At 70.4% G+C, this 14,458-nt stretch carries 14 protein-coding genes; 5 read left to right on the top strand and 9 right to left on the bottom strand.

Translation table 11 applies throughout. The features are described from left to right. Positions 1–49: 49 nt before the first annotated feature. The gene (locus ACFWNN_RS09240; RefSeq protein ID WP_382439380.1) at positions 50–1,765 is read right to left on the bottom strand and encodes a BTAD domain-containing putative transcriptional regulator; all 1,716 of its coding nucleotides are present in this window, start codon (positions 1,763–1,765) and stop codon (positions 50–52) included. Between the two features lie 136 nt (positions 1,766–1,901). Here ACFWNN_RS09240 and ACFWNN_RS09235 point away from each other — a divergent pair, with 136 nt between their 5' ends. After that, positions 1,902–2,561, top strand: coding sequence for a Type 1 glutamine amidotransferase-like domain-containing protein (locus ACFWNN_RS09235; RefSeq protein ID WP_382439379.1), 660 nt, complete (start codon positions 1,902–1,904; stop codon positions 2,559–2,561). Here the strand turns inward: ACFWNN_RS09235 and ACFWNN_RS09230 are convergent. The 3 genes from ACFWNN_RS09230 to ACFWNN_RS09220 form a co-directional block, all read right to left on the bottom strand. Continuing rightward, positions 2,558–4,699 carry a DEAD/DEAH box helicase gene (locus tag ACFWNN_RS09230; protein ID WP_382439378.1) on the bottom strand — a complete coding sequence of 714 codons (2,142 nt, stop codon included), beginning with the start codon at positions 4,697–4,699 and terminating at the stop codon, positions 2,558–2,560. The genes ACFWNN_RS09235 and ACFWNN_RS09230 overlap by 4 nt on opposite strands. Positions 4,700–4,770: 71 nt before the next feature. Next, positions 4,771–5,583: a hypothetical protein gene (locus ACFWNN_RS09225; protein WP_382439377.1), complete on the bottom strand. Its 813-nt coding sequence runs from the start codon at positions 5,581–5,583 to the stop codon at positions 4,771–4,773. After that, the gene (locus tag ACFWNN_RS09220; protein ID WP_382439376.1) at positions 5,580–6,065 is read right to left on the bottom strand and encodes a DUF6301 family protein; all 486 of its coding nucleotides are present in this window, start codon (positions 6,063–6,065) and stop codon (positions 5,580–5,582) included. Before ACFWNN_RS09220 ends, ACFWNN_RS09225 begins: the two co-directional genes overlap by 4 nt. 101 nt (positions 6,066–6,166) lie before the next feature. Between ACFWNN_RS09220 and ACFWNN_RS09215 the strand changes: the two genes are divergently transcribed. Then, positions 6,167–7,069: a DUF1963 domain-containing protein gene (locus ACFWNN_RS09215; protein WP_382439375.1), complete on the top strand. Its 903-nt coding sequence runs from the start codon at positions 6,167–6,169 to the stop codon at positions 7,067–7,069. Here ACFWNN_RS09215 and ACFWNN_RS09210 read toward each other — a convergent pair. Both ACFWNN_RS09210 and ACFWNN_RS09205 read right to left on the bottom strand, forming a co-directional pair. Continuing rightward, positions 7,059–7,232 carry a hypothetical protein gene (locus tag ACFWNN_RS09210; RefSeq protein WP_382439374.1) on the bottom strand — a complete coding sequence of 58 codons (174 nt, stop codon included), beginning with the start codon at positions 7,230–7,232 and terminating at the stop codon, positions 7,059–7,061. The genes ACFWNN_RS09215 and ACFWNN_RS09210 overlap by 11 nt on opposite strands. A 137-nt stretch (positions 7,233–7,369) precedes the next feature. Further along, positions 7,370–8,842 carry a non-reducing end alpha-L-arabinofuranosidase family hydrolase gene (locus ACFWNN_RS09205; RefSeq protein WP_382439373.1) on the bottom strand — a complete coding sequence of 491 codons (1,473 nt, stop codon included), beginning with the start codon at positions 8,840–8,842 and terminating at the stop codon, positions 7,370–7,372. Positions 8,843–9,085: 243 nt separating this feature from the next. Here ACFWNN_RS09205 and ACFWNN_RS09200 point away from each other — a divergent pair, with 243 nt between their 5' ends. Both ACFWNN_RS09200 and ACFWNN_RS09195 read left to right on the top strand, forming a co-directional pair. Continuing rightward, complete coding sequence (locus tag ACFWNN_RS09200; protein ID WP_382439372.1) at positions 9,086–9,964, top strand: alpha/beta fold hydrolase; 879 nt, start codon at positions 9,086–9,088, stop codon at positions 9,962–9,964. Positions 9,965–10,137: 173 nt separating this feature from the next. Next, positions 10,138–11,475 carry an endo-1,4-beta-xylanase gene (locus tag ACFWNN_RS09195; RefSeq protein WP_382439371.1) on the top strand — a complete coding sequence of 446 codons (1,338 nt, stop codon included), beginning with the start codon at positions 10,138–10,140 and terminating at the stop codon, positions 11,473–11,475. Here ACFWNN_RS09195 and ACFWNN_RS09190 read toward each other — a convergent pair. Further along, complete coding sequence (locus tag ACFWNN_RS09190) at positions 11,456–12,142, bottom strand: RraA family protein (RefSeq protein WP_382439370.1); 687 nt, start codon at positions 12,140–12,142, stop codon at positions 11,456–11,458. The two genes, ACFWNN_RS09195 and ACFWNN_RS09190, sit on opposite strands and share 20 nt — an antisense overlap. A 341-nt stretch (positions 12,143–12,483) precedes the next feature. On the opposite strand from ACFWNN_RS09190, the gene ACFWNN_RS09185 reads away from it, so the two are divergent. Next, entirely contained in the window at positions 12,484–13,365 is an 882-nt protein-coding gene (locus ACFWNN_RS09185; protein WP_382439369.1) for an endonuclease/exonuclease/phosphatase family protein, read from the top strand. Positions 13,366–13,431: 66 nt separating this feature from the next. Here ACFWNN_RS09185 and ACFWNN_RS09180 read toward each other — a convergent pair whose 3' ends face one another. Together ACFWNN_RS09180 and ACFWNN_RS09175 are read right to left on the bottom strand one after the other, a co-directional pair. Continuing rightward, the gene (locus ACFWNN_RS09180; protein WP_382439368.1) at positions 13,432–13,719 is read right to left on the bottom strand and encodes a hypothetical protein; all 288 of its coding nucleotides are present in this window, start codon (positions 13,717–13,719) and stop codon (positions 13,432–13,434) included. Positions 13,720–13,767: 48 nt separating this feature from the next. After that, on the bottom strand, positions 13,768–14,442 hold the full coding sequence (locus tag ACFWNN_RS09175) for a GntR family transcriptional regulator (RefSeq protein ID WP_382439367.1): 675 nt from the start codon (positions 14,440–14,442) through the stop codon (positions 13,768–13,770). Positions 14,443–14,458 lie beyond the last annotated feature (16 nt).

The raw sequence follows: 14,458 nt of genomic DNA, 5'->3' as shown, positions 1-14,458 counted from the left end.
ACGGCGGCCGGTCTCGAAAAGGCCTCTCGGGACCGGCCACGCCGGGCCGTCATCGGCCGACCGGCCGCGGTTCCGCGCCGAGCTGGCGGGCGTACAACCGCAGCAGGTCGTGCATCACGAACCGGTCCGGCGCGGTCTGCTCGATCAGGTGCGCGGCCCTGAGCACGTCCAGCAAGCGCCGTGCGGCGGGCAGGTCCGTGCCGGTCAGCGCGGCGGCCGTGGTGGCGCTGTGCTCGGGTCCGGGATGCCACCCGAGCCGGCGGAACAGCCGTGCGGCCGGCAGCGGCAACGCCCGGTACGACCAGGAGAACGCGCTGCGCACCCCCGAGGCCGGGTCACCGGGCACGTCCAGCGCGTCGAGGTCGTCCAGCTCCGCCACGAGGTCCGCCAGCCCGGCCGCCCGGTCCGCTGCCACCCGCAACGCGAGCGGCAGCCCCGCGCACCGCCGGGCCAGCTCGACCGCCGCCGCGCGCTCCGCGTCGACCCGGTCCGCGCCGAGCACCTGCCGCAGCAGCGCCAGCGCCTCCGGTTCGGTCAAGCGCCCCAACGTGATCCGGTGCGCGCCGTCCCGCGCGACCAGCCCGGCCAGGTCGTCGCGGCTCGTCACCAGCACGACGCCACCGTGCCTGCCCGGCAGCAACGGCCGCACCTGGTCGGCCGACCGCGCGTTGTCCAGCAGCACCAGCATCCTCAGCCCGGCCAGCGTCGAGCGGTACAACGCGGACCGCTCGTCCACTCCGGGCGGAATCCGCTCCACCCCCAGCGCGCGCAGAAACCCTTCCAGCGCAGCGGAAGCGGACATCGGCTCGGCGCTGTCGTAACCGCGCAGGTTCACGTACAGCTGCCCGTCGGGGAAGTCGCCGCTGTGCAGATGCGCCCAATGCGTTGCGAGAGCGGACTTTCCCACCCCACCGGTACCCACGATCACCGACACCGGCCGGCCGAGCTCCCGCAACGCCTCCGTGCGACCGACGAAGTGCGGCACGCCACCGGGCACCTGCGCCGGCCGCCGGACCTCGACCGGCGGCGCCACCTCGGGCGCCTGCCGCAACAACTCCGCGTGCAGCCGTTGCACCTCCGGCAACGGGTCGACCCCGAGCGCCTCGGCCAGCCGGTCGCGCAGCCCCCAGTAGGCCGCGAGCGCCTCCGCCTGCCGCCCCGACCGGTACAGCGCCAGCATGAACTGCCTGGCCAGCCGCTCGTCCAGCGGGTGCTCCCGCACCGCCGCGGCCAGCTCCGTCACCAGTTCGCCGTGCAGTCCCAGCGCGAGCCGCAGGTCGACCCGGTCCAGCTCGACGCCGAACCGTTCCTTGGCCAGGCTTTCCCGCACGTCGTCGAGCCACGGCGTGCTCAACCCGGCGAACGCCTCACCCCGCCACAACGCCACCGCCCGGTCGTACCGCGCGAGACTCGCCGGCCCCGCCTCCGACCGCGCCTGCGCCAGCAACCGGTGAAACCGGTGCAGGTCCACCGCCTCCGGATCCACGACCAGCACGTACCCACCGGACCGGCGCGCGATCGCCACGTCCAGCCCCTGAAACGCGTGCCGCAGCCGCGAGAGGTACGTGTACAGGGTGTCCCGCCCCTGCCGCGGCACCCCGTCCCCCCACGCCCGATCGAGCAGCTGGTCCGCCGACACCACCTGGTTCGCGTCGACCAGCAACGCCGCCAGCACACACCGTCTTCGGCCGTGCCCGAGCTGGACCGCGTGACCCCCGCTCCACGCCTCCACAGCCCCGAGCAGCCGGAACTCGACTTCCCCCATCGCTCTGGGATAGCACGCCCGCCCGCGGGCGCGGGCCTAGTTGCCGGGCCGTTCGCCCGACGGGACCAGCCCGCGATGAGTTCTGCCCGTCGCCGCGGTCTTCAGTAACGTCCCCCTGTCCCACGCGGAGGTCCTCATGAAGCTGCTGCTCACCTCAGGTGGCGTCACGAACGCCGGCATCCACACGGCGCTCGTGGAGCTGCTCGGCAAACCGATCTCCGAGTGCCGAGCCCTCTGCGTTCCCACCGCCCAGTGGGGTCACCCGATGTGCGGCCCGGCGTCGGTGAGGGGCTTCGTGGCGGCCGAACCGAGGTGGCGGCACTTCTCCGGCCTGGGCTGGCAGTCGCTCGGCGTCCTGGAGCTCACCGCACTGCCGTCCGTCGGCGCACGGCGGTGGGTCCCGTGGGTCGAGGAGGCCGACGTGCTGCTGGTCGACGGCGGCGACGCGACCTACCTGTGCCACTGGATGCGCGAGTCGGGGCTCGCCGACCTGTTGCCCTCGCTGCCCGACCTGGTCTGGGTGGGCGTGAGCGCCGGCAGCATGGTGCTGACGCCCCGGATCGGCTCGTACTTCGTCGAGTGGGCCGGCGCACCGGACGACCGCGCGCTCGGGGTCGTCGACTTCTCGATCTTCCCGCACCTCGGCGCGTTCCCCACGAACACCCCGGCCGATGCCGAGCGGTGGGCCGCCGACATCGGCGGGCTTGCCTACGCGATCGACGAGCAGACGGCGATCACCGTGGTCGACGGCAAGGTCGAGGTGGTGTCCGAGGGAGAGTGGACCAAGTACCCCTAGAGGCCCAGACGCTGCTGTTCGGCCTGCACCACGCGCTGCTCCACCGACACCGCCGAGTCCAGCGCGCTCGCGTGCGAGTGCTTCGTGTCGCTCTCCCGCGCGTAGTGGTCGAACAGCAACGTCTTGTGGTCGCGGATCTCCCGCACCCGCGCGTCCACGCTGTCCTTGACCAGCAACCGGTGCACGTGGACCTTGCGGACCTGGCCCATCCGGTGGCAGCGGGCGATCGCCTGGTCCTCGGTGCTCGGCTTCCACTGCGGCTCCGCGATGATCACCACGGAAGCGGCCTGGATGTTCAGGCCCACGCCGCCCGCCTCGATCTGGGCCAGCAGCACCGCGTGTCCTTCGCGCGCCGTGAAAGCGTCCACCAGCTGCTGGCGGCCCTCGGCCGAGGTCGCGCCGGTCAGCGGGCCGAACGCCTCGATGTGGTCCGCGACGGCGTCCAGCACGTCGTGGAAGTACGAGAACACCACGACCTTCCAGCCGTTTTCCCGCGACTCCTCGACGATCTCCAGCAGCCGCTCCAGCTTCGCCGAGCCACGGGGTGTGCGCGGGGTGAAGGCGGCGCGGCGCATCGCCATCAGGTTGCCCTCGCGCACGGCGTCGAGGTACGCGCCGCGGTCCTGCTTGCCGAACTCGACCCAGTCCTCGACCTCGAGCAGTTCCGGCAGCTCGCCCAGCACGTCCTCCTGGTTGCGCCGCAGGTACACCGGCGCGACCACGCGGCGGAAGGCCTTCGCTCCCACCACGGCCCCGGTGTCGCCCGTGCGGGCCGCGACGCTCGGCTGGAGGTAGGCGACCAGGGTGCGGAACTCCTCGACGCGGTTCTCCATGGGTGTGCCGGTGAGGAGCACGGCCCGTTCGGCGCGTTGCACGACCGCGTTGACGGCCTGGGAGCGTTGCGTGTCCGGGTTCTTCACGTAGTGCGCCTCGTCGACCACGACCAGCGTCGGGCGGAACTTCTTCGGCAGCACCAGTTTCGGCAGCGTGCCGAACGTCGTCACGCCGACGCCGCCCTGCGCCAGCCACTCGCTGACCGCGCCGTCGCGGCCCGTGCCGTGCAGGCGGTGCGGCACGAGGTCGCTGTGCCGGGCGATCTCGTTGACCCAGTTGACGACGACGCTCGCCGGGCAGATCACCAGGAACCCGCGCCGCCCTCCGGCAGCGATCGAGGCCATCACGGCGATGGCCTCGATCGTCTTGCCCAGTCCCATCTCGTCGCCGATGATCACGCGTTTGCGGGCCAGCGCGAACTTCGCCCCGAACACCTGGTAGCCGCGCAACGACACCTTCAGCAGGCTGGTGTCCAGCGGGGTCGCGTCGACCTCGTGCTCGATGTCCGTCGGCACGAAACCCTTGGCGGCACTGCGATCCGGCGTCGCGTCCGGACCGGCGAGGTCGGCGAGGAGCGTGTTGTACGCGGCCGCGTCGAGCTCGTAGTCACGCCACAACGCGCGCCGGTCCAGGTCCGGCACGCGCAGCTGGGCACCGACCGCGCGCAACGCCGTCACGTCGCGGCTCGCCAGCAACGTCTCGAGCCGGTCGAGCGAGTCGAGGGCCGCCTGCCGGTTCTTCCTCAGCGAGAAGAACATCCGCACCCGGCTCCAGGCACGGGACGCGGCGCGCACGTCGGCGTCGACCCTGCCCAGGACGTCCGCGAGCGGCTCGCGCAGCGGCCCGACGAGCTGGTTCGCCCTGCGCAGCTTGGACAACAGCTGCAACAGCTCGGTCTGGGCGCCGTCGGCCCGGTCCGGGTTCAGCCGGACGGTCGTGTCCCGCACGACACCGTCCACGACGGCGCGCACGACGTCCATGATCTGCTCGGCCGACTGCCTGCCGACGCCGGGCACGCCGTCGAGCTGCTCCAGCCGGGCCCGCGCGACGTCGGCGACGGTCCGGTACCCGGCGGCCTCCAGCGTGCTCAGCCGCAGGTTCCCCTTGGCCTCGCGGAGCCTGTCCACGGGCATGGCGGTGAGCCGCTCCGCCACCAGCGCGTCCCGCATCGCCGCGTACTGCGCGGAGGCCCGTTCGAGCAGCCGGTCCGGTTCCGCGCGCACCCCTGCCACCTCGGCACGGAACGCCTCCGCGGCGTCCAGCACCGCACGCGCGTGCTTACCGACCTTCGACGAGTCGCCCACGGGTGTCCCTTCTCCAGGCGGTCAGAGGGTACCCAAGGAGCTCAGCGGCCCCACTCGACGCAGCTCAGTCCTCAAAGTCCGAGAACCGGCAGTTCCACGTCCACAGCAGGCGCGCCGCCCGGTTCGCGCCAAGCCCGGTACCGGAGCTCTTCCGGGCTGGTGATCCCGTATGTCTCGTGCAGCGCGCCGACACAACACCGCGCTAGAAGCACGAACTCGGCCGTGAGCGCCGGGCGTCGCAACGACGACGTCCAGTTGGGCTGTGCGACGTCCGGCGCGGTCCAGCCGTGCCTGCGCAGCTGGAACTCGTCGGCGTCCGCCACGACGTCCGTCCCCGGCGCCTCCGCGTCGAGCCGGTCCGGCGAGGCCGCGAACTGCACGTACCTCTTCGGGTCGGCCGCCGCGTGCACGACGAGGAACACGCCGTCGGTCACGTCGCGCACCGCGTCCGCGAGGCGTTCGGCGAACTGCTCCCAGTCGTGCGCCAGCGTCCACGGCATGAGCACGGGCGTGAGCGTGGTGGTGAACTCCAGCTCCGCGTCCTCGAACGCGATCTGCTTCTCCATCGGCGTCCGGTGGTCGCGCCGTTGGAAACCCTCCGCGTGCGCCCGAGGGTCGCGCGTGGTCACCACGTACTCGTCGGCCGTGTTGCCGACGACCTCGACGGTCATGCCGCGGTAGGTGCCGGGCCGGGCGAGGTCGTAGCAGTCCAGCACGTCGTCGTGCGCCAGCTGCTTCGTGAACGTGCGCCGTCCTTTCTGGACGAACGACTCGTCGACCGCGTGGTCGGCCGTGATCCACCACCTGCCGGGCGGCATGTGCTGCAGCCGGTAGGCGACGTCGAGGTACCGGACGAAACGTCCCGGTGCGGGCAGCCGGTTCACCTGCGTCCTGCCCTTCGGTCGAGCGCGATGCCTTGCGGGGTCTCGAACCTCGCGCGGAGACTCTTCAGCGCGAGGTTGAACGAGATCCTCCCACCGGACGCCGTGTCCCACCTGGCGCTGGACACCCCCTCCCGGTCCGACATCGCCGGCACGCCCCACCGGGACTCCCCTTCGCGCACCATCAGAGCGAAGGCGTCCCCGAGGAATCGCCGCGACGCCGGGGTGACCTCGTGGATCGCGTCGGCCACGTGGAGACCGAGGTAGGACAGGTTCCTCCGGGCGCCGATCGCCGACACGTCCGGAACCGTGAAGCCGGACACCGTGTTCATGAGGTACCGGACACCGCCGTCGACCTCGATCGTCCATCCGAAACGGTCGACGGCCAGCTCCTGCACCTCGTCGCGGGTGAGCGGCCACGGCGCGGCGCCCCAGAAGTCCATGAGGTCACACGCCTCGGCAGGCGTCATCGCTGTCCAGCTCACCTCTCGATCTTCGCACGCCGACTGGCCCTCCGCGCACCCTTCAGGCAGGTAGCACCACGGCCCTGGAGAACGGTTTCCCGGATCTGGGACCATGCCGCACCATGGATCGTTACGAGCAGTTCCACCGCGCGGCAACAGATCGAGGCATCCCCGGCGACGAGATCGGCAGGTTCGCCGACCAGCTCCGGTTCGCGGTCTGGGCGGGGATCGCCCAGGACGGCGACGACGTCGTCGGACAGTTCGGAGGGCTGCCGCGGTTACCGGTGGGCGTGAAGTGGCCGAGCAGCGCGGACGGTTCCCCGTTGCCCTTCCTCGCCTCCGTCGACTGCGCGGCGCTCCCCCGCGCCGAAGGACTCGCCCTCCCGGAGACCGGCTCGCTGCTCTTCTTCCTGCACCACGAGGACGACCTGCTCGCGCCCCTCACCGCGGACGAGCCGGAGTTCGCCCGCGTCGTCCACGTTCCGGCGGGCACCGAGACGGCACCGGCGGACCCACCGGCCGACCACGCCGACAGGACGTTCTTCCACGAGGACATCCCTTTCCTGCTCACCGAACGCCCGCTCTCGGCCTCGGTCGAGCCCGTGCTGCCGAAGTGGGTCGGCGACGAGGACTTCGACTTCGACTCGGACGTGCTGGAAGAGCTGGCCGGCGAACTGGAGCACGCCGCCGAGCTCGTCGAGGTGGTCGACGAGCTGTGGCCGGAGCCGGACCGGAGTGCCTGGTTGCGCCTCGGCGGGTACTGCTCGCAGATCGGCGGCCAGGACACGCCGTGGACGCGGATGAAGCTGGCCGGCATCGCCAGCCGGCGCGAGGCACGGCTTCCCGACGCGGAGCGGCTCAGCTCGGGCGACGTCGAGGAGTACCGGCTGACCCGGGAATGGCTGCCGCTCGCCCAGTTCTACACGGCGAGCGACTACCACTACGGGTGCTTCCTGATCAGCTCGGACGACCTGGAGGCCGGGCGCTTCGACCGGATGCGCTCGTTCACCATGTTCAGCGAGTAGCCGCCTCCTGGAAGAGGCTGGCGTGCGACCACTGGGCGGCGGGCGACGTCCCCGCCCTGCTGTCCGCGACGACCAGGTCGGGATGGCTGAACAGGCCCTGGCCGGTGGTCGGCGAGGCGGGGGCCGACGGCTGACCGTCGTGGGCGGTGTGCTGAGAGCGCAAGAGCGTCGGCTTTCTGTGTGTCCGGGGAACGGCTGTGAGCGCGTATCGGTGGATGCGCGCTCACAGCGGTCCGGGGATGCCCACACCGAGAGAAGATCAATCCTCGATTTCGGAACTTCCTGACCCCGCGGTCCCGGTCAGCGTCGCAGGGTCAGCAGACCTGGCCGGTACGGCAGGCGGCCGTAGTCGCCGCCGGAGTTCGGATCACGCCCCTGGTACAACAACTGCAGGTTGCACGGGTCGATGGTCTTGGTCTGGTCGGGGTTGCTGCGGATCAGGTCGCCGTGGCTGATGTCGTTGGTCCAGGTGGCACCGCTGTTGGCCTTTCCGGCGAACGGGTTGCTCTCGGTCGCGGCCTGCGGGGTCCAGGACCCGTTGAGGCTGCTGGAGGTGAACGACCGGAAGTAGCGGCCGTTGGCGCCCATCGCCTCGACGAGCATGAGGTACTGGTTCTGGCCCTGGACCTTGTACACCTCGACGCCCTCGAACAGGTTCGCCGTCGTGTCGCTCATGATCTGCGTCCAGGACGAGCCGAAGCTGCCGGGGAAGTTCCCGATCGGCATGCTCGCGCGGTAGATCTTTCCGTTGTCACCGGCGAAGAACAGGTACATCGTCGTGCTGTCGCCGATGAGCGTCTGGTCGATCGGGCCGGTGCCGGAGTCGGGAATCGTGCCGGTGAACAGCGTCTGCGGAGACGACCACCCGTTGGGGTTCGTGGGGTCGCTCGACGTGCGGTAGCTGAAGGTGGTCGGGCCCCACTGGTAGGTGAGCACCCAGATGTTCCTGGGGGCGAAGTAGAACAGCGTCGGGGCGACCGCGCCCGTGCTCATGGCGTTCTGGCTCGCCGAGGCCATGTCCGGCCAGTCGGCGAAGGTGCCGAAGTTCATCGAACCCCAGGTCGTGCCGGTGTCGTGGGTGGTCGCGTAGACGAGGTGCCTGCCGTTGTGGACGACGTGGGTGAAGTCCTTGAGCGACACCCAGCCCTGCCTCGGCGTGGCGAGCGGCCCGGTCGAGGACCAGCGGTACGCCGACGGGAGCTGACAGCCTCCTCCCCCGCTGCCGACCCGGACGAGCTGCCACTGCTGGTTCGCGCCGTTCCAGTCGCCGTACTGCACGACGTTGCCGCCGTCGGCGGTCGACGCGCCCTGGACCTCGACGGCCTTGCCGCTGTTGCGGTTGATCAGCCGCACGTGGCCGCCGTCGGAGTCGGCGAGGCGGAACTGCTGGTTCGTGCCGTTGCCGTCGGCCCACTGGACGATGCTGCCACCGTCGGCCGTCGAGAAGTTGTAGACGTCGAGAACCTTGCCGGACAGCCTGGACTTCAGCCGGTAGTAGCCGCCGCCCGAGTCGACGAACTGCCACTGCTGCTGGTTGCCGTCGTTGCGGGCCCACTGCACGATGCGCGCGCCGTCGTTCGTGGCGAGGTTGTAGACGTCGAGTGCCTTGCCGCTGTTGCGGTTGACCAGGACGTACCACGCACTGGTGTCCACGGTCGCCGCGGAGACCGGTGCCGCGCTCACCACCAGGCCGCTGAACAGGACGACCACCGCGGCGAAGATGCCTGCCGTACGACTTCTGCGGCCGACGGGACGACGGCCTGATGCGGACATGACGATGCTCCTCTTCGCTGAGGCGTCGCGCCGTCGCCGGGGATCCGATCACGTCCACCACACTGTGGAGGATCGCCCGCACACCGGTCAAGGAAGTGTCGAACGCGTTCGACACAACGTCCACAGTGGACGTTGCTGTCAGCACTGGGGCTGCCCCCCGTGGCGAGGTGCGGTCGGCACCAACGCGGATCGAGGGGCCGGCCCCATCGCCCGGCGGCGGGCGCGTTCCTAGTGTTCCCCACCATGGTCGGACATCAGATCTCCTTACCGCGCAAAGCGATCGCACTCGGCTCGGCGATCCTCCTCGGCGTCGCGCTCACCGCGGTCTCGGCGTCCGAGGCCGCGAGCAGCCCACCCACCTCCACGACCCGCAAGGTGACCAACGCCGAGCACGAGCTGGTCTTCCACGTCACGGAGGGAAAGTCACCCGCCCTGGTCCTGGACGCGGGCGGCGGGCTCAGCTCGTCCTACTGGAGGCAGCTGGCACCCAGGCTGGCGAGGGCCACCGGCTCGAAGGTCATCACCTACGACCGCGCCGGCGAGGGCGAGAGCGACGAGGTCTCGGGTCCGTGGCTCGTGCAGAACGCCGTGTCGGACCTGGAGGCCGGGCTCAGGAAACTGGGCGTGACCAGGAACGTCGTGCTGGTGTCCCACTCGATCGCGGGAGAGGTCGCGACCAACTTCGCCGCCAGGAACCCCGGCTGGGTCTCGGGAGCGGTCCTGGTCGACGCGAACGTCCCGGACTTCTTCACCGACGACGTGCTCACGGCCTTCGCGCCCGTCATCGAGCAGCAGCGCGCCGCCCTGCTGGCACAGCCCTCGACCAAGAAGAACCGCCAGCTGCTCGCGGTCATGGTCGACTACGCCCCCGTCCACCGCGTCTTCCACCGGCTCGCCTGGCCCGCGAACGTGCCGGTGACCGCGATCGTCGCCTCCGGAACGCCGTTCCCCGGCTCCCCCGAGGCGGCGCAGTCGTGGCGCGACGCCCAGGTGCGGTTCGCCCAGGGCGCGCCGAACCGCAAGCACGTGCTCGCCGACGGCACCACGCACGAGGGAATCGTGACCGAGCGGCCGGACATCATCGTCCAGGCGATCACCGACGTGCTGAAAGCCGTTGGATAGCAACGACTTTTCGAAAAGTGGGCATCGACGCTGGACAACGCGGTGCCACCCGGAACCGGCCTTGATGACTCGGACGTCTTGTGCCAATACTGTTTGGAGCTCAGGCACAGCCCCCGCGGACACGGCGCAGTCCCGGGGGTTTCCCACCACACCAACGAACAGAAAGCGCCACCATGTCACTGACAGCGAAGTCAGTCGCACGAGCGTCGCTCGTGTCCGCCCTCGTCGCCGCGGCCGCCGGAGCCGCGATCATCGGAGCCTCGCCCGCCAGCGGCGCGGCCTCCACGCTCGGCGCGGCCGCCCAGCAGAGCGGCCGGTACTTCGGCACCGCCGTCGCCGCCAACAAGTTGGGCGACTCGACCTACGTGGGGATCCTGAACCGCGAGTTCGACATGGTCACGGCCGAGAACGAGATGAAGATGGACGCGACCGAGCCGAACCAGAACCAGTTCAGCTACGCCAACGGCGACCGGATCGTGAACCAGGCGCGCGGTCAGGGCAAGCGGGTGCGCGGGCACGCGCTGGCGTGGCACTCGCAGCAGCCGGGCTGGATGCAGAACATGTCCGGGTCATCCCTGCGCAACGCGATGCTCAACCACGTCACGCAGGTCGCGACCTACTACCGCGGCAAGATCTACGCCTGGGACGTCGTCAACGAGGCGTACGCCGACGGCAGCAGCGGCGGACGGCGCGATTCCAACCTCCAGCGCACCGGCAACGACTGGATCGAAGCCGCGTTCCGGGCGGCCCGATCCGCGGACCCCAATGCCAAGCTCTGCTACAACGACTACAACACGGACAACTGGTCGCACGCCAAGACCCAGGGCGTCTACCGGATGGTGCAGGACTTCAAGTCGCGCGGCGTCCCCATCGACTGCGTCGGCTTCCAAGCGCACTTCAACAGCGGCAACCCGGTGCCCTCGAACTACCACACGACGTTGCAGAACTTCGCGAACCTCGGCGTGGACGTGCAGATCACCGAACTCGACATCGAGGGCTCCGGCAGCTCGCAGGCCCAGCAGTACCAGGGCGTGACGCAGGCCTGCCTCGCCGTCTCGCGCTGCACCGGCATCACCGTCTGGGGCATCCGTGACACCGACTCGTGGCGCGCCTCCGGCACCCCGTTGCTCTTCGACGGCAGCGGTAACAAGAAGGCCGCCTACAACTCGGTCCTGAGCGTCCTCAACAACGGCACGAGCCCCACCCCGACGTCCACCACCACGACGACCTCGAACCCCGGCGGCGGGGGTTGTACGGCCACGTACTCCGAGGGCGAGAAGTGGAGTGACCGCTTCAACGGCAACGTCACCGTGACGGGCACGGACAACTGGATCGTCACCGTGACCGTCAGCTCACCGCAGCGGATCATCGCCACCTGGAACACCAGTCCCAACTGGGACACCGCGAACGTGATGACCGCACGCCCCAACGGCAACGGCAACACGTTCGGCTTCACCGTCCAGCACGGCGGAAACTGGACCTGGCCGGCCCTCAGCTGCCGGGTGGGCTGAGAAACCGCAGCGCGCTCTCTTCGCCGGCCCGCACTTTCGCCACGTGGTCGGCGAAGTTGAGCCGTTCGAAGAGCGAGGCACCTGCTCCCATCGACAGGACGAGGGCTTCCTCGGTGAGCCTGATGCTCTCCGCCTTGTCGATGGCGGCGGCCATTTCTTCTTCTGTGGCAACGATGATGCCGTCGCTGTCCCCGACGAGGAGGTCTCCCGGCGTCACGACGATCCCGTCGAGGCTCACCGGAACGTTGATGCTCGGCACCTTGCGGGCGGTGCCGGCCCGGGGCGTGGTGCCCAGCGCGAAGACCGGAAGTGTCAAGCGCGCCAGGGCATGGCTGTCGCGCACCATTCCGTGGACGACGAGCCCGGCCAGCCCGCGCCGGGCCGCCTCGGTGGCGAACAGCTCGCCGGCGACCGCGTTCGCGGACCCGTTGGCGTTCACCACCAGCACGTCGCCGGGGCCGCACGCCTCCAGTCCCGCGAGAACGGACAGGAGGTCGTCGTCGGAGTCGGCGGTGACGGCGCGGCCAGCCATCCGGGTGCCGGCCGAGACGAGGCGCAGGGCCGCGGGAAGCACGCGCAGGGACTTGTTCGCGTCCGACAGGGCGGCCGCGTCGACGCGGGCCACCCGATCGAGGAGGGAGTGGTCGCGGAGCGGTCGGGAGGTCATGGCCACTGCCTTTCCGGGGCGGACGAGGATCGCGGGCGGTCGTGCTCATCCTCCACCCCGGAGTCGGCGCCCGCCCGGCTCCGCTACCTCGCGGTGAGGAACTCGTTCCGCCGCAGCACCCTGCCGACGATCCCGGTGTCGCCGAGCGCTCCGCAGAAGCCTGGCCTCAGCGCAGGGCTCCTGCATGCCGCCCGAATTCTGTGGGAGCGCTCTCGCGACCTCGAAGAACGTTGTTAACTCTCCGTTCGCCGGCAAGTCGATCAAGAACATCTAGGGTGCCGGGCGGGAACAACCCTGCCCAGTCCGCACCTCAAGTCCCTACGAAGGACGAGTGACTCCCCATGAACTCGCACACCCTGCGCAAATCGATCGTCGCCGCCCTCGCGGCAACCGGGCTCGCCCTGGGCTCGGCACCTGCGGCCACCGCCGCGACCACGGTGAACCTGATGACGCTCAACGTCTACCTGCGCGGCACGGGCGACCCGGCTCCCGACTCGGCGGGTGCCGTGGCGGCGACCATCCGCGCGCACAACTCCAAGATCGTGGCACTCCAGGAGACCTCCTCGGCCTTCACCGCCGCCGTGGCCGCGAAGCTCGGCTGGAGCCACGTCACGCACGGCGACGTGGCGGTGATCTCCGCGTCCACCCAGACCTCCACCGACCGCCTCACCGCCTCCGGCGCCCCCGTCGTCGGCGGGCAGATCGGCGGCGTCTGGTACTACTCCACCCACCTCAGCCACCACCCGTACGGCCCGTACCTGTTCTGCGACGACGGCGCCCCGGCCGCCACGGTGACCGCCCAGATGCAGTCCCAGGTCGACCAGGCGATCGCCATCGAGAACTGGGCGCGCACGCCGAAGGCGCAGATCCTGATGGGCGACTTCAACAGCCCGTCGGGCCTCGACTGGGTCGCCTCGGCCAGGGCGCACAACTGCGGCACCGTCTACGACTGGCAGACGCTGCGGACGTTCTACGCCGCGGGCTGGCAGGACACGTTCCGCGTGGCAAACCCGAACCCGGCGACCACGCCGGGCGACAGCTGGTCGGCCAAGCCGTCCAACAGCGGCGACCCGCAGGACAGGATCGACTACATCCTGACGAAGAGCGGGAGCTCGGCGAGCGCGGCCGTCCGGACGAGCTCCAGTGCGATGATCGGCAACTGGTCGGACCCCGACTGGATCAGCGACCACTACGGGTTCGTCTCGACGATCACCATCGGCTGAGCGAGCACCGGCCGGCCGTCGGCACCGTTGCGGAGTTGACCGCCGGGGTGAACCTGGCCCCGGCGGTCAGCGTTCCGCTTCGTCGCCCAGAGCGCGCAGCACGTCGGCCAGCCACACGAATCCGTACCCCACGGCGCTGTCGGGATCGGACAGCATCCTCTCCAGGTGTGCCCAGGACTCGGAAAGCATCCCGATAGTGAGTTCGCTCGGCTCGCTGTTCATCTCGTACGCCTGGTCTCGCGGTACCGACCAGAACGCCTCCTCGTCGATCCGCACCACCTGCTCGCCGGCGCGGATCCGTTCGAGCAGCAGGTCGAACACACCTTTGAGCCGGTCCACCGGAACGTCGACCATCAGCGAACTCCCCCAGTTTCTGAACGATCTCCGGCAAATGACGCGCGGTCAGCCGCCCAGCAGGCGGGTGCTCTCCTCCGCGCGGCGCAGGGCGGTCAGCAGCGCGGCCCGGCCCGCGTGGTCGATGTCGTGGGTCAGCGCGTCGACCGCGGCCGAGCCGCCCTGCTGGAGCCTGTCGGCCAGCTCTCGGTGGACGGCGGCCAGGCTCCGGGCGTCGAAGTCGGGGCGGACGAAGGTGAGCAGGAGGCGCACCTCGTCCTCGCAGCGGCGGTAGCTGTCGAGCAGGTGGCGGTTGCCGGCCGCCGCGACGATCGCCCGGTGGAACGCGCTGTGCACTCGGGTCAGTTCGCGCCAGGTCGGGGCCGGTGAGCGGGTGGCCAGCGACTCCAGGTTCTCCACCTCTGCCAGCACCGGGCCGAGGTCCGCGCCCGCGGCCAGCGCCATGCGCAGCGCGCCCAGTTCGAGCACCTTGCGGTAGTCGAAGATCTCGTCGATCCGGGCCTGGGTGAGCGGTGCGACGACGGCACCGCGGTGTCGTTCGTGCACCAGCAGGCCGCGTTCTACGAGCAGGCGCAGTGCCGAGCGGACCGTGTGGCGGCCCACGCCGAAGCGGGCGACCAGTTCTTCCTCGCGGAAGCGGGTGCCCACCGGGTGTGCGCCGTCCAGCAGTTCGCCGCGCACGGCTGCGGCGATGCGCTCGGGAGCGGCTGTCGCGGTGTCCACGTTCAGGATTGTGTCA

Origin of the sequence: Lentzea sp. NPDC058450 (assembly GCF_042721395.1) — a bacterium.
Lineage (GTDB): Bacteria > Actinomycetota > Actinomycetes > Mycobacteriales > Pseudonocardiaceae > Lentzea.
Note: the sequence above shows the minus strand (reverse complement) of the source record. Positions and strands in the feature narration are given on the sequence as shown.

Bases quoted from the DNA above. Each gene is read 5' to 3' on its own strand.
- ACFWNN_RS09240 (WP_382439380.1), bottom strand. From the start codon at position 1,765: ATGGGGGAAGTCGAGTTCCGGCTGCTCGGGGCTGTGGAGGCGTGGAGC.
- ACFWNN_RS09235 (WP_382439379.1), top strand. From the start codon at position 1,902: ATGAAGCTGCTGCTCACCTCAGGTGGCGTCACGAACGCCGGCATCCAC.
- ACFWNN_RS09215 (WP_382439375.1), top strand. From the start codon at position 6,167: ATGGATCGTTACGAGCAGTTCCACCGCGCGGCAACAGATCGAGGCATC.
- ACFWNN_RS09205 (WP_382439373.1), bottom strand. From the start codon at position 8,842: ATGTCCGCATCAGGCCGTCGTCCCGTCGGCCGCAGAAGTCGTACGGCA.
- ACFWNN_RS09200 (WP_382439372.1), top strand. From the start codon at position 9,086: ATGGTCGGACATCAGATCTCCTTACCGCGCAAAGCGATCGCACTCGGC.
- ACFWNN_RS09195 (WP_382439371.1), top strand. From the start codon at position 10,138: ATGTCACTGACAGCGAAGTCAGTCGCACGAGCGTCGCTCGTGTCCGCC.
- ACFWNN_RS09190 (WP_382439370.1), bottom strand. From the start codon at position 12,142: ATGACCTCCCGACCGCTCCGCGACCACTCCCTCCTCGATCGGGTGGCC.
- ACFWNN_RS09185 (WP_382439369.1), top strand. From the start codon at position 12,484: ATGAACTCGCACACCCTGCGCAAATCGATCGTCGCCGCCCTCGCGGCA.
- ACFWNN_RS09180 (WP_382439368.1), bottom strand. From the start codon at position 13,719: ATGGTCGACGTTCCGGTGGACCGGCTCAAAGGTGTGTTCGACCTGCTG.